The following is an 18,008-nucleotide window of genomic DNA, read 5'->3' on the forward strand; positions in this document are numbered from 1 at the left end:
CAAAATTAAATTTATTAGAACATATTTAAAAATTATAAAGTAAATTTGGAACGAATTTGCTAATATTTAAAAATAAAAAGAACAAATAAACTCACAACATAATATTCACCTTTTAAAAACAGAACAAATGGCAACAGAAAACTATACCCCTGACGAAAAAGACCTTTCCATCCTGCGCTTATTACAGAAAGATGCAAAACTCAGCGTGCGGGATATTGCCGGACGAATCAACCTGAGCCCTACACCAACCCATGAACGTATAAAACGTATGGAAAAATTAGGAATCATCAAGGAATACACAGCTATACTCGACCGCAAAAAAGTGAATAAAGGAATGATGGTGATCTGTATGATCGCCCTGAATGCTCACAATAAAAAGATCGCTACCCGATTTATCGAAGAAGTGGGCAAGCTGAAAGAAGTGGTTGAGTTTTATAACATCAGTGGAGATTTCGATTTTCTGTTAAAAATTCTTGCCCCGAATATGGATGAATTCCATGAGTTTTTTGTGAATAAGCTTTCAGAAATTGAAGGTATCGGACAAACAAAAAGTATTTTTGTAATGAACAGTATTAAGGAAAGCAACCAGATATTGTAGAACGGGAACAGAATTACCAGATTTAAATTCTGAATCCCGAATCACTTACTTTTAAGAGTTTTTTAACCCTCTTTATTCATTGATTTATTCAGGAATTGCTAAATTGAAGTCATCATTTAAAATTACAGATTATGCCCTGGAATCCTGAAATTTACAATCAGTTTAAAAATATCCGTTTCAAACCTTTTTATGATCTGTCTGATCTTATTGTTGCAGAGTCTCCCATGAAAGCCATCGATCTGGGTTGTGGTACGGGTGAACAGACCGCTATTCTTGCTGAAAAATTTCCGGAAGCCGAGTTTACCGGAATTGATTCTTCTTCAGAAATGCTTGAAAAATCTAAAGCACTGGAACATGAACGGCTTCATTTCCGAAAAGCTACAACGGAAGAAATACTTGATTCTGATGAAAACTGGGACCTGATTTTCAGTAATGCAGCCCTGCAATGGTCTGATGATCATCAAAGCCTGTTTCCAAAGCTGATTTTAAAATTAAAAGCCAACGGACAATTAGCCATACAAATGCCTTATCAGCCGGGAAATACACTGAATAAAATCCTGTTTGAGCTGGCATCAGAGGAACCTTTCAAAACTCAGTTAAACAACTGGAATCGTCCTTCAGCTGTGCTTACCATCGATGAATATGCTCAAATCCTGTTTGATAACGGTATTGAAGACCTGAATCTTTCTCAAAAGGTCTATCCTATCATCGCAGAAAATCATGAGATTTTATTTGATTTCATTTCAGGATCAGCCTTGATTCCGTATCTGGAAAAATTGAATGAAGATCAGCAGATTACTTTTATTACGGAATTCAAAAAGCGTATTGCTGCAAATTTCACAAAACTTCCTGCGATTTATGCCTTTAAAAGAATCTTACTTTACGGAAGAAAAAAATAATATGGTGTTCATGCAAGATTTCGTTTATTTCTGATTTAACATACGAAGCTTTTAATTTACGATTCAAAGGCTCTTTGGTACGGGCTTTGAGATAAGAATACATATTTTTAAAGCTCTTAATAACGATAAACAGATCATCAATCATGAAAAAAACAATCCTGATCGCAGGTTTAAGTCTGGGAATATTCAATATGAAAAGTTGTACAGCCCATAAAACCCCTCATTCAACAGATATGAACACCAACAAAACAGTTGCAGCAAGCGGCACTATCACCCATATCGAAAACGGAAAAGACGGCTATATGGCTACTTTTAAAGACGCAACCGGTAAAGAATACGTAGCAACCATCAGCATCGTCAATCTTCAAAAAAGTGGCAGCGAGTTTAAGCGCTATGAAGTAGGTGATACAATTTCCGTAAAAGGAAGTTCATGGGATAATAATGGGGTCACTCAGATTACAGCATCTGAACTTTCAGGCACCGAGGCAGATGATACTATCTCAGTAACCGGAAAAATCACCAAAATTGAAAACGGTAAAGACGGTTATATGACCACCATTCAGGATTCGGCGGGTAAAGAATATGTAGCAACTATCAGTATTGTAAATCTCCAGAAAAGTGGCAGCCAGTACAAACGCTATGAGGTAGGCAATACCATTTCCGTAAAAGGCCCTTCATGGAAAGATGACCAGGGAAAAACGTACATCAAGGTTGAAAAACTTGATTAACAAAAAGACCATCAGTACGATGGTCTTTTAATTTTTCTCTGAAATCATTTCAGAAATTCAGGGAAGTGTAGTCATCTGTTTTGTATAATTCGGAATCACAATTAAAGAATCTGTCAAAATGGTATCCATATCTTTTATGGTAAAACTCCGTATGTTTGTATTATAAAGATTGATCGCATAATCCCGTTTCTGATACTTGTAATATTCATTTATGCTTGAAGGATTTTCTTTAAAAATAATATCAATTAAACTATCCATTTTCATCTCCCGCTTTATTTTCATATTGATCAGATGCCTGTCATGAGGATTTAATTCCGAAATCGGAAAAGGGTTTAAACCTGGCTCTACCACAGCTGGTACAGTTTCTGCAGGACCCGGATTTATGGCAACTGTGTCGATCACACTTTCAGGAACAACAGATGTTTCTTCTTTTAAAAGTCCCATTAAATTTCCTTTATCAAAAAAGATAAAATAAACCACACCGGATGCAATGATCAGAAAGCTCAAAATAAATGTTGCAATTTTATATCCATTCAGTTTCGGTTCTTTTTCCCTTCTGCTCCTATCATTTCTACCGAATCTTTCAGGGTTATTCCCAAACGGAGAAACCGCTTTTGACATTCCCTGGTTTCCCCAATTTGCAGATGAAACCGAATTGAGAGATTCTATGCTTTTATTCTGATTAATTTTTGAGTTAAATGATTTCTTATTATCATTGTACAGCTTTTTTATAGTTTCCAACTTTCCGTCAGACTTCAAATCACGAATCAATTCATCAATTTTTATTGAATATTGATCGTATTCCTGATTGATTATGTGAATTCCATCTTTAGATTCTCTGATCTTTTTTTCGTTTTCCTGATGACGTTTTTCGTTCTGTTCAATCTGTCTTTTTACCTCATCAATTAATTTTTCACGTTCATCTTTTAGAATTTGTTTTTCTTTTTCAAATTCATCAATCGTATTTTTAAGGATTCTTGTTCTTTCCTCATGCAGCTTACTGATTTCGCCTTCAAAGCCATTCATATCAACAATTTTAAAGATCCCTTTTTGCTGTACAAATTCGCCTACTTCATGACTTTGGGTGAAATAAATTACCTCATAAACATTCAAAAGATCAAGTGCTTTTTTAAAAAGTGATTGCAGCTGAGGTGGGTTTGTTTCACTATAAACAACCAGATAATTGTTATTATTCTGAACGGCATTAAAGTCATCAACTTCTTTTAACTGCATTCCTATTTTATCAAAATCTTTCGGTTTGCTGACAGAAAAATAATCTGAATGGTTGATGCTAATGGTTTCATCTGCTACATTCTTCTTTTCCAGATCATCGTGAAATTCGTTCAATGTATCAATAACCAGACTTTCACCGGCAATTTTATCAATAAACATTAAACTTGAGCCTATAAAAGTTCCTGCCCTGTGTGATTTTTGCTCTTTTGCGAAAGTATACAAGGAATAGGAAATCACCTGGCTTCCACCGATTTTTTCTTTCCGCATGCCGTACAGTTTGCTTCCCGGAAACAATTGTATGGCATCGGTTTTCAGATCAAATGTCCGGATGTTTTTTGCAATTTCAGCATTTCCGCCTAAAAAGAAAGACTGCCGGAAACCGTTCGGATTACCAAAAGTACCGAACGCTGAGAAAAAATATGTACTGCCCATTAGCTTGTAAAACTGAATTTTAAACGTTCCCAAAAAGTTCCTTCATAATCTAAATCATACCCTACAATACTTTTGTACAGCCATTTGGCCAATACTTCCGCTGTAGAAAGATTTAGTAAGTTGATCCGTTCCTGTCCTGATGCGTTTTGTACGCTTCCAACGGTGTAATACGTTTTATTTAGTCCATACGTATTAATTCTCTGGGAAGTCATCGGCAAACGGTCATGAATGAAGCCGTCGAGCTCTTCGGCACTTTCCACATCCATTCTTCCGGACTTATCCCATTTGGAAATAACCAGAACAGCATTTACAGATTTTAAATTCTTGCCTTTTCTTTCCAGCTCATCCAAAAACTCATTGATTACACTGTCTTCTTTATGGGCAGATTCATAGCTGGTCACAATAATAAACGTAATCGGAACTTTAGCGTTCAAAAAAGCTTCAATACTGCTATGATAGCTTCCTCCTCTTCTGATTTCATTATGGTTTTCTCCTGAAGTTTCCAAAAATGTAAGATCAATCGGCAATACTTTTTTAGATTTATTGTTAGGCTCAAAAACCAGATCAAGCCTTGTTACCTGATCTTTTGTAGTTCTGCTCGGTAAAACTCCCTGACGAATATTTTCAAAAAAATCAGACAGAAGTACATTGGCTTCTTTTGTATTGGGTGTTCCTAATTTAGGCCTTAAAACTCCGGCGTGAGACCTTAGATAATACAGCATTGTTGATAAAATCACTGATTTTCCGGATTCTGCCGTTCCAAAGAAAAAAACAAAATTGCTGTCTTTATTTTTAATATCATTTGATATTGTTGTAGCAATAGGAATAAAATCGTTTTGTGAATCATCACTCTCTTTCCGTAAATCAAGTGAAAGTGGTTTTAAAGTTTCTTCCGTTTCGCTTTCAAATAAGAGAGGTCTTAAACTTTCATTATTATTTTCCATGGCTTAGTTGTTATTAGGGATTAGAGTGTTTCCGCTTCTTTTATTGGTAAATACACTGCCATTGTTATTCCTGTGGTTCCCTGGACCGGTCACCAATAAAATGATAATCACAATCACAAAATCAAGCAGAATGCATCCTGCCAACACCACAAACTGATACATTCCGAAATGTTTGATCGCATGCTCAAATGCAAAACCGATCTTTCCTACTTCCTGGGTCTGTGAAACTGCCGGCTCAAAATGGATTTTTTCGTTTCCTAAAACAGTTTGAGCCCTGCTTCCCAATTTGTTGTACTCAGTGAGAGATTCATCGATTATGCCCTGTGAAAGGTCATCTTTATCTTTTTTAGACAAAAGCAATACATTCTGGATGTTTTTATTCCATTTTAAGACAGCATTATTGAGATCTGTTTTCAATGCTCTTTCCTCAGGAGACAGATCGGAAATCATATTATCAATCTGCAATCCCATTCTTTCCGACAGATCTTCATAATCATTTCCCTGTGGCGTCAGCAGGTCAACCTTCTGCCCCGTCAGTCTTTCAATATCCCTGATCAATGACTGGGCACGGCTTCCGATACCTTTATTTCCGGGATCTTTAATTTGTTCCATCAGCTGCTTTTTTTTGATTTCGATGTTTTGAGTGGTTACTTTATTGTATTTGTAACTTAATTTTGATTCCACATCATTTTCAAGGTCGGCAAAATGTTTGTTGATTTCACGGAGCTCATCAGTATAAATATCCGTTCTCATAAATCTTGTGTAAAGCGCATTAAAATTGGCAATAAAACAAAAAGATGCAATAAAAATGTAGATTCCGACAAGGCTTCCGGTGGGCCTGCCTTCGAGTTTAGCCGACCTGAGCATCCAGCAAAGGAAAAGAAGCAATAAAGATAAAACCAAAGCAATGACAAACGAGGCCGGTCCGAAAATCTGCTGTAATCCCAGCCAGGTTTGATAAAAGCTTACGCTGATAAGCAATAATGCAAGAATTCCCAAAAAGAGATCTGTAGGTGTAGTTTTTTTATTCATAATGATACAATTAATTTTTTAAGGTTTAATGTGTAAAACCGTAAATTTTATAATGCCCGAAACTACAACCAAGCACCCAAAAAAAATTACGGGAAGCCGTAATTGATCTTTTCTTTATCCGGAAACTGGAATTTTTTTTAAATCATTAAAACCAGACATAATCCTTTATATGAAAGGGAATCCAAATAATTAGATTTCATAAATAAATACTATAGAAATTAAAAATAACCCGACATTCTATTCTTAACACTATATTCCTGATAAACATCCACATATAAACATCCCATCGAAGTGATTAAACTCATTTTCGGATCATTATATTTCATAACTTAGTGATAACTAACAACCATCAAATTCAAATTTATGAGAACACAATTATTATCCATTAAAAATGGACTGGCAGCTGCTATGGTATTTTTAGCAGGCATCGTTAATGCTCAATGGCAGATTACCGGAAACCCCGGAATTACTCCTGCCAACTACGCCGGTACTGTAGATCCCAGACCATTTTACCTGAGAACCAATGGTGCATCTTCCAATCCCGGACAGGCCATTCTTAACGAAACCGGTTCATTTATCGTTGATGCAGTCAACAATTCCAATGTGGCAAAAGTAAAAGGAAGTATTGTAAACGGTATTTCCAATATCCTTGGTTCGCAGGCCGGCAGCTCTCTGGTGAGCGGTTGGGAAAATGATCTTACCAATGGCGGTGGTGCCAATATTATCGGCGGACAGGCCAATGTAGTCCTGAATAATGCCGGAAAATCCGTAGCACTGGGATGGAAAAACACCATCAGAAATCACAATCAGTTTGCACTGGGTGTAGGCATTGACCTTAAAGATGTTTATTCAGGAGGATTCGGGATTGACCTGGCTGCTACCGGAAACCGTTCTTTCGTGATCGGATCCGGAACGGGAGGTGTTAAACTGACGAATAATATTCCGTTATCGATCATGTTCGGTTTATCTACTACTCCTACAATGCTTATTATAGACCAAAGTGTCGGCGTACGTACTACTGCTCCAACAGCCAATTTCCATACGGTAGGAACGGTGAGACATGAGAACCTGCCTACAGGAAGCGGACTTGCTCTTGTAGTAGATCCGAACGGAAATGTAATGGTTTCCAATACGCCCCTAAACAGGGTGGCAAGCTCTGATGAAACCATCCAACAATTGGAAGACCGTGTTAAAAACCTTGAAAACATAGTAGAAGAATTGAAACAGCTGCTTCTGAATAAAGGAACTTCATCAACTCTGATTTCATCTTCAGACATGCCTGCATTATTTCAGAATGTACCCAATCCCGGAAAGCACGAAACAAGCATCAAATATTATCTTCCAAAAGATATTAAAACAGCATCGATAGAAATTTACAGCATTTCCGGCCAGCTGGTAAAAACCCTTCCTTTGCGTGAAAAAGGAAATGGAGCTATCAACCTCACAGGTTCCGACCTTCAGTCCGGAACTTACCTGTATAAAATGACTGCCGACGGAAAGGTAATCGACTCCAAGAAAATGGTCATAAAAGATTAAATCTTTGATATATTTTATTTTTCAAAAGAACGGTCGATGAGGTTTTCTCATTGACCGTTTTTAATTTAAAGTTGTAATTATTAATCTATGCTTAATTCAATAGGATTGTAATTTTTTGCTCTTTTCTGTGCCTTTTTCATAAGAACTCGAAGCGTTTCAGGATCAGTTATTAATTTATTATAGGAATTGGGATCAGCAATTTCTTTTCTTTGATAGTCAAAAATTTTTGATTTTTTTACTGGAGTTGCTTTTGCTTCCATATTAGTGGATTTTGCAAAATACTTTCTTTTTCTAAATGAATATAACAAATAATGATAGTCATCTTTAGTATCGTAAAGTTCGGTTATTAATCCAGGTAAGCCATTGAATTTATAAGGACCAAAAGGAAAAGGGATTTCTTCTGTGAACCAAGCAACCCATGTTCTGCCATATTTTTGAGTAGTTGCTTTCTGACATTTATACTTTCCTACGGTTTTAAACTCATTTGATAGCTTCCAGTTCAAATTATTAATTTCCTCATACTTAAATGCTTTGTTAGAAATAGGAACTGTAACATATATTTTTCCCGCAGTGGTTCCAATGTATTCCGGAAAGTCCGTAGCATATTTCATTCCTACTCTAAAATCAGTTTTATCATTGATTTTTTTTGCATATTTTAAAGAGTCCTCAATATATTTTTTCATATTTTTAAAATATGATTCTTTTTCATTTATAAGTAGAGCAAAAGAATCTTCTTGAGTAACAGGATTTACTGTCAGAGATTTATAAACTAACTTATAATCAGCTTCATAAACAACATCAAACCCAATCTGAGCTTTAATGTTCATTAAAAAGAAAATTAAAATTATTGTATAATATATTTTCATTGTAATATTAATTAAAAAAAGCAAAATGTAAAAATTTACTTTTTCGTAGAAAATTAATGATTGTAAACTACAATATTTACATCAGTTGTACCACAATTAACTCCATTGATTAATTTCAATGTATTTACAACCTGTGTATAAGACATATCCTGAATACCTGCATCGCTTACTTGAACTACTGTTCCACAAGACGTCCTAAAAGGAAACGCTGATACCACACCAGCCAATAAAATTGCACCTAATAAAATTGTTTTTTTCATAATTGTTTTTTTTAATGATTAAATATTTAAATTCGTCTTAAAAATATAAAATAAGTCAACCTGATTGAGAATTATTTTTTTTATGTTAAACCCTTATAATACAAAGCTTTTTCATAGATATATAAAATGCTCATTAAAAATCAGCGGCTATTTTTAAGGCTTAATTAAATTTAGTTTACAGAAGGGTCATATAAGAGAATAAATTATAAATCAAACAATACAAATAAATTAAGATGGAAGAAAATACTAATCAGAAATTAATGGAAACTGTATCTTTTAATGCAGAGAAAATAACGAACGAAATTGAGCAAGCCATAACACAACTCGAATATAAAATCGTAGAGCTCAAAACAATGCGCATAGAGCCGGATTTGAGTTATTTAAATTCTTTTTACAAGCAGAAAACCGAGGAAAACATAAAGCGTCTTAATTCGCGTTTAAAAGTTCCACATCTGAGCCTTTATGTCTGGCTGTCTTCCTTTGCGATGCTCATTATAAGCTTTGGGGTATTCTTTTTTGTGTATTCCAAGACGTCTGAAACCAAAGCAGAAACTTTAAAAGAATACAAACAGCAGCTTTTAAAAAATAACGTGATCATGTCTAAAGAAAACGCAGAACTTTTAAAGGATATGGATCTTTGGTTTAAAAGTGATCCAGAATCAACAGCTAAATTTATACGTTGGAGACTTAAACAAAAGTAAGAAATAATTATACTACCGGTAAACTTATCCCCAGCTTAAAAACCTTATCATAAGCCATTATCTGGTTTTCAGGATCGCCGAATTGTTTTTTTATATTCTCTAAGCTGAATTTTTCCGTGGTCTTATTTTCTTCTTCAGAAGGCATCTTTAATTCCGGGTAGATGATCAGACAGTCGATGGTTTTATGGTCTTCCCAACCGGGATTATCTGCTTTAATTTGATGAATCACTTTTTTCAGGCGTGCATATCCCGAGACCTGCCGGATATCCTGGTGGATGTGGCTTTTATTGTATTTCAGCTTGTATTTTGCATCAATTACCATTTCGAAACCGGGCTTGCTGATGAGAATATCCAGTGAGTTTCCGTAGGTACTGAACTGGTAATGGATATGTTTTTCGTCAGCAGGATTTGCTTTTAAGAGCTGATAATAAAAGTAAAGCTCAAACAGCTGCGGCATATCAATCCAGAACGGCGGTGTTTCTATTTTCTGCTGTGCGGTTTTGGTTATATTGTATGAAAAACGTTTCAAAATAAACTGCCCGATCCGTACCGCTTCCTGATATTCGTTAAAAAACGGATTCCTTTTGGTGTTTTTCAAATATTTCTCTTCAATCTCATCCCCGATCAGTTCAAAAGCGGGTCTGCAATAGTTTAAAATATTCTTTACAGAATCGATATTGGAGGAAAATAAAAGCTCATTGTTTTCGATGTAGCTGGCTGCAAATTCCAAAACTTTTTTCAGAAACCTGTTTTCAATATTATCGGCTCCGAATACCTGGAATTCGCAAAACGTAGAGGTAAACCGACTCTTAAAAATGTTCTGTTTGATGTGCTCGCCAACCAGTATTTTGCCTTTAACCCTGTTATTTAAATTGGCCCGGACCTTATAATATGATTTTTTCAGGCCTTTCTTTACAATTGTTTTCAGCACCTGCAAAAACTGTACAATAAGGAATGGTGTAAGCCTGTCGTCTTTACGGTCTATACGGATATATTTTGCCTCCCAATCGATCCGGATCACGTCTTTTGAAGCATTTGCCGTTTGGGGTAGAGACATGATCTGAAGCAGGAGGTCGAGATAATTAACCTCAACGCTGCTCGTATTGTAATCTGTGTTATACTCTTCGGGAGTATTTTCATCAGATTTGAGACAGTCATTAAAATATTCCGTTAAGCCTATATTCATTTTAGGCTCTACATAAACGGTACGGCCAGTATTTCCAAGCCAGTCTAATCCTACATAATAATCTGCTTTAATGCTGTAAAACCCGGCTTCTTCTTTTACGGAATAGCTGTTTCCGTTTGCATTATACGGCCTTGATTTTACGTCTTTGAATAATTCATAGGAAGTTCCGGATAATTTCAGAAAGAGATTATCATTGTCTAAAATTTCTTCGCCTTCCGTAATCCGGGAGACAATGAAACTTTTATGCTCAGAGAGACGGATTCCCATTATAATGAAGCCTGTAAACCGGCTATTTTTTCTTTAATATCTTCACCTATCAGCATACCGTCATTGACGTATTCATACAGAATCGGCTTGATCTCGTATTCCAGCCTTATGGCCATCCCTGCACCGTTACCTTCGGCAGACTGATCGATAAAATAGGAATGCCCCAACCGGATGTGCTCTTTTTCAAACTCGGAAGAGCAGTTTTCTTCAAATAGTTTATTAACCTGATGGTATAAGCTTTCATCAAAATTCTGCATCCCGTCTTCCGCTTTCAGGTTTCTCGGGGGCAGGGTGACAAAGGCAAAACGTCTTCTCACGGCATAATCAATATGCCCTACGCTCCTATCCGCCGTATTCATCGTTCCGATAATGTAAAGGTTGGGTGGTAGGATCAGCTCTTTGCTGCCGTCTACCTCGTACATGCTTTCTACCACTTCATTCCTGTATTCAAGGGCATAGATCAGCTCACCCAGGACGGATGATACATTGGCCCTGTTGATCTCGTCGATCACCAGCACATAGTTTTTAAGGTCTTCCTTGATAACGGGGTTGTTTTTATTGGCGTTGGTGGCAATGAGCTGTTGCAAAATCCTGTAGTAATAAGGATATTTGCCCCTCATAGTCAGCCCGAGCCTGATTTCCTGATCTCTCAGGTCGATGGGTTTTGAGATCTCGTTCCAGTTGTTGTATATTTTCTCCATATCGCTGAAAAGGATTTTATATTTAATCTCTTCCCGGTCCGGAAAATTGTATATAAAACCGTCTTCTTTAATGGCTACAATCTGGGCCGTGATCTTCTCCCCGAAAGGATAGACCAAACCGCTGACTATATTTTCGTTGATCTTATCGAGCAAGATATTCAGCTTATTCTGAAAATTAATATTATTCTTTGTTTTCCCGTGATGGCCTAAAAAATTTTTCCTCGCTTCTTCCGCAAACTTGCCCAATGTTTTGTTTTCAGCTCCATAGATAATTCCTTCGCCTTCTTCGTTGGGCTTTGCCACAATACCCCTCACAAAATCTTCATAGGTATAGCTCGGGTGGAACTGTACCAGATTAAACTGCGGATGATCCTGCAGGTCTGCTACCGATGGAAGCCCCAGCATCTCTTTTGCAATCAGTTTGGCTTCCCTTGTTTTTCCTGTTCCGGGAGGGCCCTGAAGGATGATCTGTTTTTTATATTTTAAAAGATTGATATGATTATCCATTTTTGCATTTTTAAATTTTTCAGTATTTGTGATATAGGATTCGATGGGGCTTAAATTATCCTGAGTAGGATAAGAATAGTCTTTAAATAATTTGAACTGATTGATTTTAACAGGGTCTACCTTATAAAATTTATTCGCCAAAAAACTATACTTGCGTTTTTATTCCCATCACTATATTCCTTATAATCATTTTTATACCATTGGATATCTTCATATTTACGATTCCATCCGGATTTATTGTATTCCGCTTCGTTTTCTACAAAGTCTATCACCTCTGCTACGTATTGCACAGCACCGTTAAATGTATAAAATAATTTGAAATGACCGTTTTCTTCAATACATTCTTTCAATAATTTAATGGTAGCGGCCGTGCCGGAAGGCCTTTTGGAATTCCACAGTATGGCGTAGTTTAAAGTATCTTTATCTTTTATCAGATCTTCCTGCCAACCCGTACCATCAGAAGCCATGATGCCAATGACGGTATCTTTCCAGGCATTTTTTATTTCGTATACGATCCTGCTTAATAAGTGGGAGTGGTTATCGGGATTAGTAACTGTGATATCCAGCTTATCAAAAAAAAGATTAAAATCATTTTTGAAGTCCCGGGAATGATATGTTTTTTTAAACAAATTCTCCGTAAGGCCTTTTCTGTGATTTTCACTCAACATTGTGAAGTTATTTACAGGGTCTGCCAGATAATTGATTGCGTTTTTAATGGAGCCATCGGGAATGCTTTCTCCAAATTTATAGGTAATCAACTGCTCAATCCAATGATTCATCCTTACATAGGCAAGGGCCAGGACTCTTTTGTCTTCGTAGCCGTTTAGTTCCTGTTTTTTGTAGGCGTTTGAATCACAGTAAGAAATTAATGACAAAATAATCTTTCCAAATTCTTTATATCTTTCATCGTTTTCTAAAATTTCCTTTAGAACCTCGTAGTTTTTCCTGTTTTCCAAAAGAAATTGTTTTTCAGCTTCATCAAAACTGAAATTTAAGAATCTTTCAAAAAAGTCTTTTACTTTTTGAAAATAGAAATCCTGAGATTCAACAATGTTTTTGAATTTATCAGATTTCAAAACGTGTAAGATATGATCTTTAACGGCTGTTTCCATTGAAGTTGCGGCTGGTATTAGTTTTCAGACACAATGATAAGAATTTATTTCAATTCACGGCTACGGGAAGCCGTAATTTTTACAATACATCCTGCAAATACTTCAATAAGTGGCTATCCTTACTTCCCTAATCCTTTCAGCTCCTTTCCTAAGAACCTGTATCCGGTTCTGAAGCCCCTGTATCCGGTCTCAAACTGCCGGCAGACACTTATCTTTGTTTTTGTTTCTTTTTGACGAAAAATATTCATAAAACAGAGCAGGGAAATGAAAATGTTTATTACAAAAAAATACCGCCCCGGTTGAGGCAGTATTTTTTTTGGCAACTGTATGCGATTTTACACTCATCATTTTTTTATTAACGCAAAGCTTTTAAATCCGATTGCTATATTTTAAGAAAAGCAAAGAAAAGCAGCAAAGCTGCTATGAAGCATTCTTTTAAAATCTATTTTAATAGATTAAAACTTGCTCATCTTAATAAGTCTGATTCATCATTTTCTTTGCGATAAAAACTGATCAAAGAATAAGAAAAAATAAATGTAGAATAGTATATAGTTAATTTATTTTTTATACTATGCTTTTAAAACAGCAACAAACTATTTCTCAGCTTTATATTTCTCCAATTCCTGTTTTAGAGATTCTACCTGCTCTTTCAGTAGTTTGATGTAGTCTTGTAGGTTATCCATCACCTGATTTGGAACATTGTAATAATTATTTAGGAAAGCACCTGAATTAGTCGAAGTATCATTAAAATTTACAACATTAGCCATTCTTTCTTCTTTAATCTCCTCCACCGGAACGTCTAATGCTGCCGCCAGCTTCTCCCACTCATCATCAAAGATCTTTACATCACCACTCTCCTTCCGGGAATAATTGGAAACATCCGTAGATAATATTTTAGACATATATTCCTGAGTGTATCCTCGCTGCTTTCTTAGATTTCTTAGCTTTTCCATAGTGATTTGTATGTGCTTTGCGCAAATATAGAGAAAATTTTGGGGTTGGGCTGAACATTTTTAGTAGATATCTTATTGGACTAAATATTAACTACAATCCCCTCTTCCCCTCTATCCAATACGCCTGCGACTTGATACACTTCGCTGCCACTCCCTTTCCTTTCAGAAATTTCCGGATCACCCCCATGGTTTCGCCGTTGCCGGTGAGGTAGAAGATCACTTCATCGTTGCTAATGGCCTGTTTTTCCTCAATCAGAAAATCGGTTAATTCTTCGATGATATCCACGATATTGTTTTTGGGAATACAGTATCCGTATAGGTCTAGCTTTTCGAGAGGCTCCGGCTCATCCAGCTCATGGAGGCACAGGAATGAACTGTTTAATTTTTCAGCGGCTTCTTTTACAGACAGGGAGCTTCCCAATGAGGTTTCGTCACCGATAGAAAAATGAATCCTGGCTTCCGGATCGAAGAACTTTTTTCCTCTTGGGATTAAAATCTTTACAGCATCACCTACAGAAAGGCTGCTGATAAAATCACACCCTGCCGCAGAGGTGTCGTGCAGGTGAAACAGGACATCAAAACAGCCTTTCTCCACATCAAAATTGTACGGCGAATAATTACGAAACTCCCTTTCATTGATCCTGATCCCTATCGCATAAGTGGGTGCAAAATAAATCCCGCTGAGGTCTGCTGCAAAACGGATGCGGCGAAGGTGAACTGAGATATTTTCGGTTTCGGTGACGGTGCATTCTTTAAACTTGGATGATAAAACATTTTCCAGTGTATCATTGAGCCATTTGGGTAAACTTGACATATAAAATTTTATAGCAAAGGAAGCCACAAAAGCAAAACAGACCGATAGCTGTTTCAGGGAATTGATTGGACAATTCGCGGTACCACCCTATTTTTGGCTGCTATTCCGGAAGTCTGATGGCGACCGACCTTCAAGCTTAGAAAAAAGGCGGGTAAAGTAAGTATGATCTATATATCCCAATTCGTGGGCAATCTGCTTTACCGTAAGATCTGTAAATACCAGCAGCCTCTTCGCCTCCACCAGAATTTCCTTCTGTATCCAGTACAGGGCAGATTTGCCGGTGATATCCCGCACCACCTCGGTTAAATAACCCGGGGAGATATGTAAGGCTTCGGCATATAGTGATGGACTTTTCAGGGTTTTAAATTCTTTCCTAACCAACACCCTGAATTGCCGGGTAAGCTGTAAAGCCCGTGTTTCTTTTGATGATTCCGGCTTGTTCTCATTCAGGAAATGATGGGCAAACATTCCGGTATAGGCATTCAGCAAAGACTGAACGATAAAGAAACCTTCTTTGGAAGAAAGCATCTCTTCTGTACAGGAATCCTGAAGCATTTTAGCACAGGTATTCAGCTTTCTGATACATCCGGCATCAATCGTTTGGGGATGTATCTCGACCAGGCATTCTTCAAAAACGTAGCGTACAAAATCGGGAACCAGATCTACTTTCACCGCCAGAAACCATCCGGTAACATCTTTCATGATCAGCCCCTGGTGCACCTGACCCGGCAGTACACAGAAAACAACAGCTTCCTGAGATTCTACCATCTTAAAATCGACCATCATTTTTACGTGTCCGCTTTCTAGAAATGAAAAAATATAGTGGCTGTCCCTATGAATTCCCTTGTCAAAAAGATTGTCATCAGGACTTTTGGTACGTTTGTCAATACCTTCCACAACAATGCCGTGTTGGGAAATACCGCTTAAATCATACATCGGGATGGTCTTCTTCATCTTTTGAAATCAAAAAGGTAAATGTAGGAATATACTGATGAGTCACAAAATATTATGGTAACTATCATTGAATACGGGCTCACCGCTTATAAGGCCATATTTGAATAAAGCTTTTTGGATTTCGTATTCTATTTCTTAACCGCGTGATTTAAAATACATTTTTTTTGTAAATTTCAACCATAATTTATTATCATTCACAAATATATAATTCATGGAAATTGATGCTATTTACCAATCCATACAGCAATGGAAGATCCTTACAGACGCCTTTAAGAACGGAAATCAGGAAAGCGAAACCGAGATTCTCAACTACCTGAACCAGGGAACACACTTCAGTGTTTCAGGAGCGGAAATCAAAGAATGGAAAAACAACCTTGCCAACGAATCAGATAAGGCCATTCATGCCTATGTGGGGATTGACCAGGGCGTGTTGAAATTTTTCCTGATTGATTCCAAAAGTGATGCAGACAGTGATTTCAGTCATATCCTGGTAAAAGAATTCACCCGCAAATCACCCGATGTGATTACAGGTATCGATCCCAATACAGACCTTATGGTGACCCAACCGCCCATCACCTCCGAATCTGCCATCTACCGGAACTTCACCTGGAATATGTATGGCAGCCCGTGGCTGAAGGTACAGAAAACACAGCCTTTTTTCCAGCTCATCTACATCCCGTTTGATGATTATGAAAGACTGAACCTTGCAGACGACCAGCTATGCACCTGCTTTTTCGGGCTCACCAATGAAACCCAGGAAATCAGCCCGATTACCGATTACCACATAGAAATCGTCACCGTAAAAGACCTTACCATCAATGAGATCAGCAAGGATGCCCAGGATTATTCTACGCCGCGGCCACCTTTCTCGATCTCTACGATTGAAGACTACCAACTTCTGCTCAAAAGCGATGCTCACCTATAACAGTTTATCCCTGTATTTACAGATTATCATCAATATAACCCTGCTTACAGGATTGATCTTGTTTGTAAAGACCGGGATAAAACTAAAAACGGTATTATTCCTGTTTCTTTCTGGTGAATCTGTATTGGAAATGTCTGACCTGATCGGCCGCCTGATGAAGCTGAACACCTTCAACACTTATAATTATTCATTAAGCCAGTTTTTCGGCTTAATCATGCTGACGGAGATTTACAACGTTTATTTTATCAGAATCCCGCGTTTGGTGAAGCTTGTCGTGTACGTTTATGCAACAATGTGCCTGATTCTTAACCTGGTGTATGTACAAAATATTAAATCCGTTACTTTTTATTCCAATATCATCAGTACGGTCATCATCTGCAGTTTTGCAGCGGTTTATTTTCTGAATGTGATCAGGAAATCAAGGGTTGACAGGGATCTGCTGATTGTGAATATAACGGTCTTCTTATTTTTTTCGATTGAAAGCCTGATCTCAACAACCTTTAATTTTTTAATCAGCAACCACCTTACCTGGGTAGCTCCCATCTGGCTTTTCAGAGGCGTATTGCTATGGTCTTTTTATATTGCTTTTATTAATCTGGGATGTCGAATTGGGAAAATCAGGGCTTGGTAGCAGAATGGATATGGATAGGTATCGGGATACTCTCCCTGACTACATTATTTATAACGGTACTGGTTGTAAATTATATGAATAGTATTAAGAAAAATAAAAGGAAGGTGATGCAGCTGGTACGCAATACACAGACGGAATATTGGGAAAACACCCTGTATCTGCAGGAAAAAGACCGGAAACGGCTCGCAGAGGAATTACATGACAACATCATCTCGCGCCTGAACCTTATCCGGCTCAACAGCGGCTACCGGGATATTAATGAGCTCAATACTGATCTGAAGAAATCGATGCAGCTTATCCGGGAATTATCACACAATCTCACTCCTCCCGATCTGGGCGAAATTGAGCTGAGTGATCTCATTGCAGATTATCTTGAGCAGGTGAATGAAAATATAAGGATCGCATATCATCACCGGATAAAAAGGGATATTCACATCAGCAGCTCTGTGAAATTAAATGTTTTCAGGATTGTACAGGAGCTGATCACCAATATTCTGAAACATGCCCATGCAACGCATATCGATCTGTCGTTGAGAATCTCAGCAAAGTATCTGGTTCTGGCAATAGAAGATAACGGCTGTGGCTTTGTTGCCGGAAATAAATTTGGCGGAATCGGCCTGAAAAATATTTACTCAAGAGCCCAGCAGATGAAAGCGGCTTATAAGCTTAAAACCCAACCTGAAAAAGGAACAAAATTTATTATTTGTGTCATTATTAAATAAAAACAAA

General features: G+C 37.2%; 19 protein-coding genes. 8 read left to right on the top strand and 11 right to left on the bottom strand.

Annotated elements, in window-relative coordinates:
* Positions 1–127: 127 nt before the first annotated feature.
* The 3 genes from AB8P06_RS12740 to AB8P06_RS12750 all read left to right on the top strand — a co-directional run bounded on the left by AB8P06_RS12740 (position 128) and on the right by AB8P06_RS12750 (position 2,225).
* The gene (locus AB8P06_RS12740; RefSeq protein WP_369842281.1) at positions 128–598 is read left to right on the top strand and encodes an Lrp/AsnC family transcriptional regulator; all 471 of its coding nucleotides are present in this window, start codon (positions 128–130) and stop codon (positions 596–598) included.
* A 131-nt stretch (positions 599–729) separates the two neighbouring features.
* A complete protein-coding gene (locus AB8P06_RS12745) occupies positions 730–1,497 on the top strand; it encodes a methyltransferase domain-containing protein (RefSeq protein ID WP_369842283.1) in 768 nt (255 codons plus the stop codon).
* A gap of 143 nt (positions 1,498–1,640) precedes the next feature.
* A complete protein-coding gene (locus tag AB8P06_RS12750; RefSeq protein ID WP_369842284.1) occupies positions 1,641–2,225 on the top strand; it encodes a hypothetical protein in 585 nt (194 codons plus the stop codon).
* A gap of 57 nt (positions 2,226–2,282) precedes the next feature.
* On the opposite strand, the gene AB8P06_RS12755 is transcribed toward AB8P06_RS12750, so the two are convergent.
* Genes AB8P06_RS12755 through AB8P06_RS12765 form a run of 3 tightly spaced genes read right to left on the bottom strand, consistent with a single transcriptional unit; the run spans position 2,283 to position 5,866 of the window.
* Complete coding sequence (locus AB8P06_RS12755; RefSeq protein ID WP_369842286.1) at positions 2,283–3,890, bottom strand: coiled-coil domain-containing protein; 1,608 nt, start codon at positions 3,888–3,890, stop codon at positions 2,283–2,285.
* The gene (locus AB8P06_RS12760; RefSeq protein WP_369842288.1) at positions 3,890–4,834 is read right to left on the bottom strand and encodes a hypothetical protein; all 945 of its coding nucleotides are present in this window, start codon (positions 4,832–4,834) and stop codon (positions 3,890–3,892) included. Before AB8P06_RS12760 ends, AB8P06_RS12755 begins: the two co-directional genes overlap by 1 nt.
* A 3-nt stretch (positions 4,835–4,837) precedes the next feature.
* Positions 4,838–5,866 (bottom strand): hypothetical protein, encoded by a 1,029-nt coding sequence (locus tag AB8P06_RS12765; protein WP_369842289.1) that lies wholly within the window; start codon positions 5,864–5,866, stop codon positions 4,838–4,840.
* Positions 5,867–6,229: 363 nt separating this feature from the next.
* Between AB8P06_RS12765 and AB8P06_RS12770 the strand changes: the two genes are divergently transcribed.
* On the top strand, positions 6,230–7,402 hold the full coding sequence (locus AB8P06_RS12770; RefSeq protein WP_369842290.1) for a T9SS type A sorting domain-containing protein: 1,173 nt from the start codon (positions 6,230–6,232) through the stop codon (positions 7,400–7,402).
* Between the two features lie 80 nt (positions 7,403–7,482).
* Here the strand turns inward: AB8P06_RS12770 and AB8P06_RS12775 are convergent, their stop codons facing one another.
* Together AB8P06_RS12775 and AB8P06_RS12780 are read right to left on the bottom strand one after the other, a co-directional pair.
* Complete coding sequence (locus AB8P06_RS12775; RefSeq protein WP_369842292.1) at positions 7,483–8,268, bottom strand: GLPGLI family protein; 786 nt, start codon at positions 8,266–8,268, stop codon at positions 7,483–7,485.
* Between the two features lie 53 nt (positions 8,269–8,321).
* Positions 8,322–8,528, bottom strand: a complete 207-nt coding sequence (locus AB8P06_RS12780) for a hypothetical protein (protein ID WP_369842294.1) — start codon at positions 8,526–8,528, stop codon at positions 8,322–8,324.
* Between the two features lie 233 nt (positions 8,529–8,761).
* Between AB8P06_RS12780 and AB8P06_RS12785 the strand changes: the two genes are divergently transcribed.
* A complete protein-coding gene (locus tag AB8P06_RS12785; protein ID WP_369842295.1) occupies positions 8,762–9,229 on the top strand; it encodes a hypothetical protein in 468 nt (155 codons plus the stop codon).
* A gap of 7 nt (positions 9,230–9,236) precedes the next feature.
* Here AB8P06_RS12785 and AB8P06_RS12790 read toward each other — a convergent pair whose 3' ends face one another.
* The 6 genes from AB8P06_RS12790 to AB8P06_RS12815 all read right to left on the bottom strand — a co-directional run bounded on the left by AB8P06_RS12790 (position 9,237) and on the right by AB8P06_RS12815 (position 15,723).
* The gene (locus AB8P06_RS12790; protein WP_369842297.1) at positions 9,237–10,682 is read right to left on the bottom strand and encodes a 5-methylcytosine restriction system specificity protein McrC; all 1,446 of its coding nucleotides are present in this window, start codon (positions 10,680–10,682) and stop codon (positions 9,237–9,239) included.
* Positions 10,682–12,031 (bottom strand): McrB family protein, encoded by a 1,350-nt coding sequence (locus AB8P06_RS12795; protein WP_369842299.1) that lies wholly within the window; start codon positions 12,029–12,031, stop codon positions 10,682–10,684. The genes AB8P06_RS12790 and AB8P06_RS12795 overlap by 1 nt, the downstream gene beginning before the upstream one ends.
* The gene (locus tag AB8P06_RS12800; protein WP_369842300.1) at positions 12,007–13,002 is read right to left on the bottom strand and encodes a hypothetical protein; all 996 of its coding nucleotides are present in this window, start codon (positions 13,000–13,002) and stop codon (positions 12,007–12,009) included. The genes AB8P06_RS12795 and AB8P06_RS12800 overlap by 25 nt, the downstream gene beginning before the upstream one ends.
* Before the next feature lie 593 nt (positions 13,003–13,595).
* Positions 13,596–13,955 carry a helix-turn-helix domain-containing protein gene (locus AB8P06_RS12805; RefSeq protein WP_369842302.1) on the bottom strand — a complete coding sequence of 120 codons (360 nt, stop codon included), beginning with the start codon at positions 13,953–13,955 and terminating at the stop codon, positions 13,596–13,598.
* A 91-nt stretch (positions 13,956–14,046) separates the two neighbouring features.
* The gene (locus tag AB8P06_RS12810; RefSeq protein ID WP_369842304.1) at positions 14,047–14,769 is read right to left on the bottom strand and encodes a siderophore-interacting protein; all 723 of its coding nucleotides are present in this window, start codon (positions 14,767–14,769) and stop codon (positions 14,047–14,049) included.
* Positions 14,770–14,856: 87 nt separating this feature from the next.
* Complete coding sequence (locus AB8P06_RS12815; protein WP_369842305.1) at positions 14,857–15,723, bottom strand: AraC family transcriptional regulator; 867 nt, start codon at positions 15,721–15,723, stop codon at positions 14,857–14,859.
* A 211-nt stretch (positions 15,724–15,934) separates the two neighbouring features.
* Here AB8P06_RS12815 and AB8P06_RS12820 point away from each other — a divergent pair, with 211 nt between their 5' ends.
* The 3 genes from AB8P06_RS12820 to AB8P06_RS12830 are packed head-to-tail and all read left to right on the top strand — an operon-like array spanning position 15,935 to position 18,001.
* On the top strand, positions 15,935–16,648 hold the full coding sequence (locus tag AB8P06_RS12820) for a hypothetical protein (RefSeq protein WP_369842306.1): 714 nt from the start codon (positions 15,935–15,937) through the stop codon (positions 16,646–16,648).
* Complete coding sequence (locus AB8P06_RS12825; protein WP_369842308.1) at positions 16,635–17,279, top strand: hypothetical protein; 645 nt, start codon at positions 16,635–16,637, stop codon at positions 17,277–17,279. The genes AB8P06_RS12820 and AB8P06_RS12825 overlap by 14 nt, the downstream gene beginning before the upstream one ends.
* Positions 17,249–18,001, top strand: coding sequence for a sensor histidine kinase (locus AB8P06_RS12830; RefSeq protein ID WP_369842309.1), 753 nt, complete (start codon positions 17,249–17,251; stop codon positions 17,999–18,001). Before AB8P06_RS12825 ends, AB8P06_RS12830 begins: the two co-directional genes overlap by 31 nt.
* The last annotated feature ends 7 nt before the right edge of the window (positions 18,002–18,008 follow it).

The organism is Chryseobacterium tongliaonense, assembly GCF_041224435.1.
In the GTDB taxonomy this organism is placed as follows: domain Bacteria; phylum Bacteroidota; class Bacteroidia; order Flavobacteriales; family Weeksellaceae; genus Chryseobacterium; species Chryseobacterium tongliaoense.

Bases quoted from the DNA above. Each gene is read 5' to 3' on its own strand.
- AB8P06_RS12775 (WP_369842292.1), bottom strand. From the start codon at position 8,268: ATGAAAATATATTATACAATAATTTTAATTTTCTTTTTAATGAACATT.
- AB8P06_RS12750 (WP_369842284.1), top strand. From the start codon at position 1,641: ATGAAAAAAACAATCCTGATCGCAGGTTTAAGTCTGGGAATATTCAAT.
- AB8P06_RS12745 (WP_369842283.1), top strand. From the start codon at position 730: ATGCCCTGGAATCCTGAAATTTACAATCAGTTTAAAAATATCCGTTTC.
- AB8P06_RS12810 (WP_369842304.1), bottom strand. From the start codon at position 14,769: ATGTCAAGTTTACCCAAATGGCTCAATGATACACTGGAAAATGTTTTA.
- AB8P06_RS12780 (WP_369842294.1), bottom strand. From the start codon at position 8,528: ATGAAAAAAACAATTTTATTAGGTGCAATTTTATTGGCTGGTGTGGTA.
- AB8P06_RS12790 (WP_369842297.1), bottom strand. From the start codon at position 10,682: ATGGGAATCCGTCTCTCTGAGCATAAAAGTTTCATTGTCTCCCGGATT.
- AB8P06_RS12785 (WP_369842295.1), top strand. From the start codon at position 8,762: ATGGAAGAAAATACTAATCAGAAATTAATGGAAACTGTATCTTTTAAT.
- AB8P06_RS12815 (WP_369842305.1), bottom strand. From the start codon at position 15,723: ATGAAGAAGACCATCCCGATGTATGATTTAAGCGGTATTTCCCAACAC.
- AB8P06_RS12800 (WP_369842300.1), bottom strand. From the start codon at position 13,002: ATGGAAACAGCCGTTAAAGATCATATCTTACACGTTTTGAAATCTGAT.
- AB8P06_RS12830 (WP_369842309.1), top strand. From the start codon at position 17,249: ATGTCGAATTGGGAAAATCAGGGCTTGGTAGCAGAATGGATATGGATA.
- AB8P06_RS12765 (WP_369842289.1), bottom strand. From the start codon at position 5,866: ATGAATAAAAAAACTACACCTACAGATCTCTTTTTGGGAATTCTTGCA.
- AB8P06_RS12820 (WP_369842306.1), top strand. From the start codon at position 15,935: ATGGAAATTGATGCTATTTACCAATCCATACAGCAATGGAAGATCCTT.
- AB8P06_RS12805 (WP_369842302.1), bottom strand. From the start codon at position 13,955: ATGGAAAAGCTAAGAAATCTAAGAAAGCAGCGAGGATACACTCAGGAA.
- AB8P06_RS12760 (WP_369842288.1), bottom strand. From the start codon at position 4,834: ATGGAAAATAATAATGAAAGTTTAAGACCTCTCTTATTTGAAAGCGAA.
- AB8P06_RS12755 (WP_369842286.1), bottom strand. From the start codon at position 3,890: ATGGGCAGTACATATTTTTTCTCAGCGTTCGGTACTTTTGGTAATCCG.
- AB8P06_RS12770 (WP_369842290.1), top strand. From the start codon at position 6,230: ATGAGAACACAATTATTATCCATTAAAAATGGACTGGCAGCTGCTATG.
- AB8P06_RS12740 (WP_369842281.1), top strand. From the start codon at position 128: ATGGCAACAGAAAACTATACCCCTGACGAAAAAGACCTTTCCATCCTG.
- AB8P06_RS12825 (WP_369842308.1), top strand. From the start codon at position 16,635: ATGCTCACCTATAACAGTTTATCCCTGTATTTACAGATTATCATCAAT.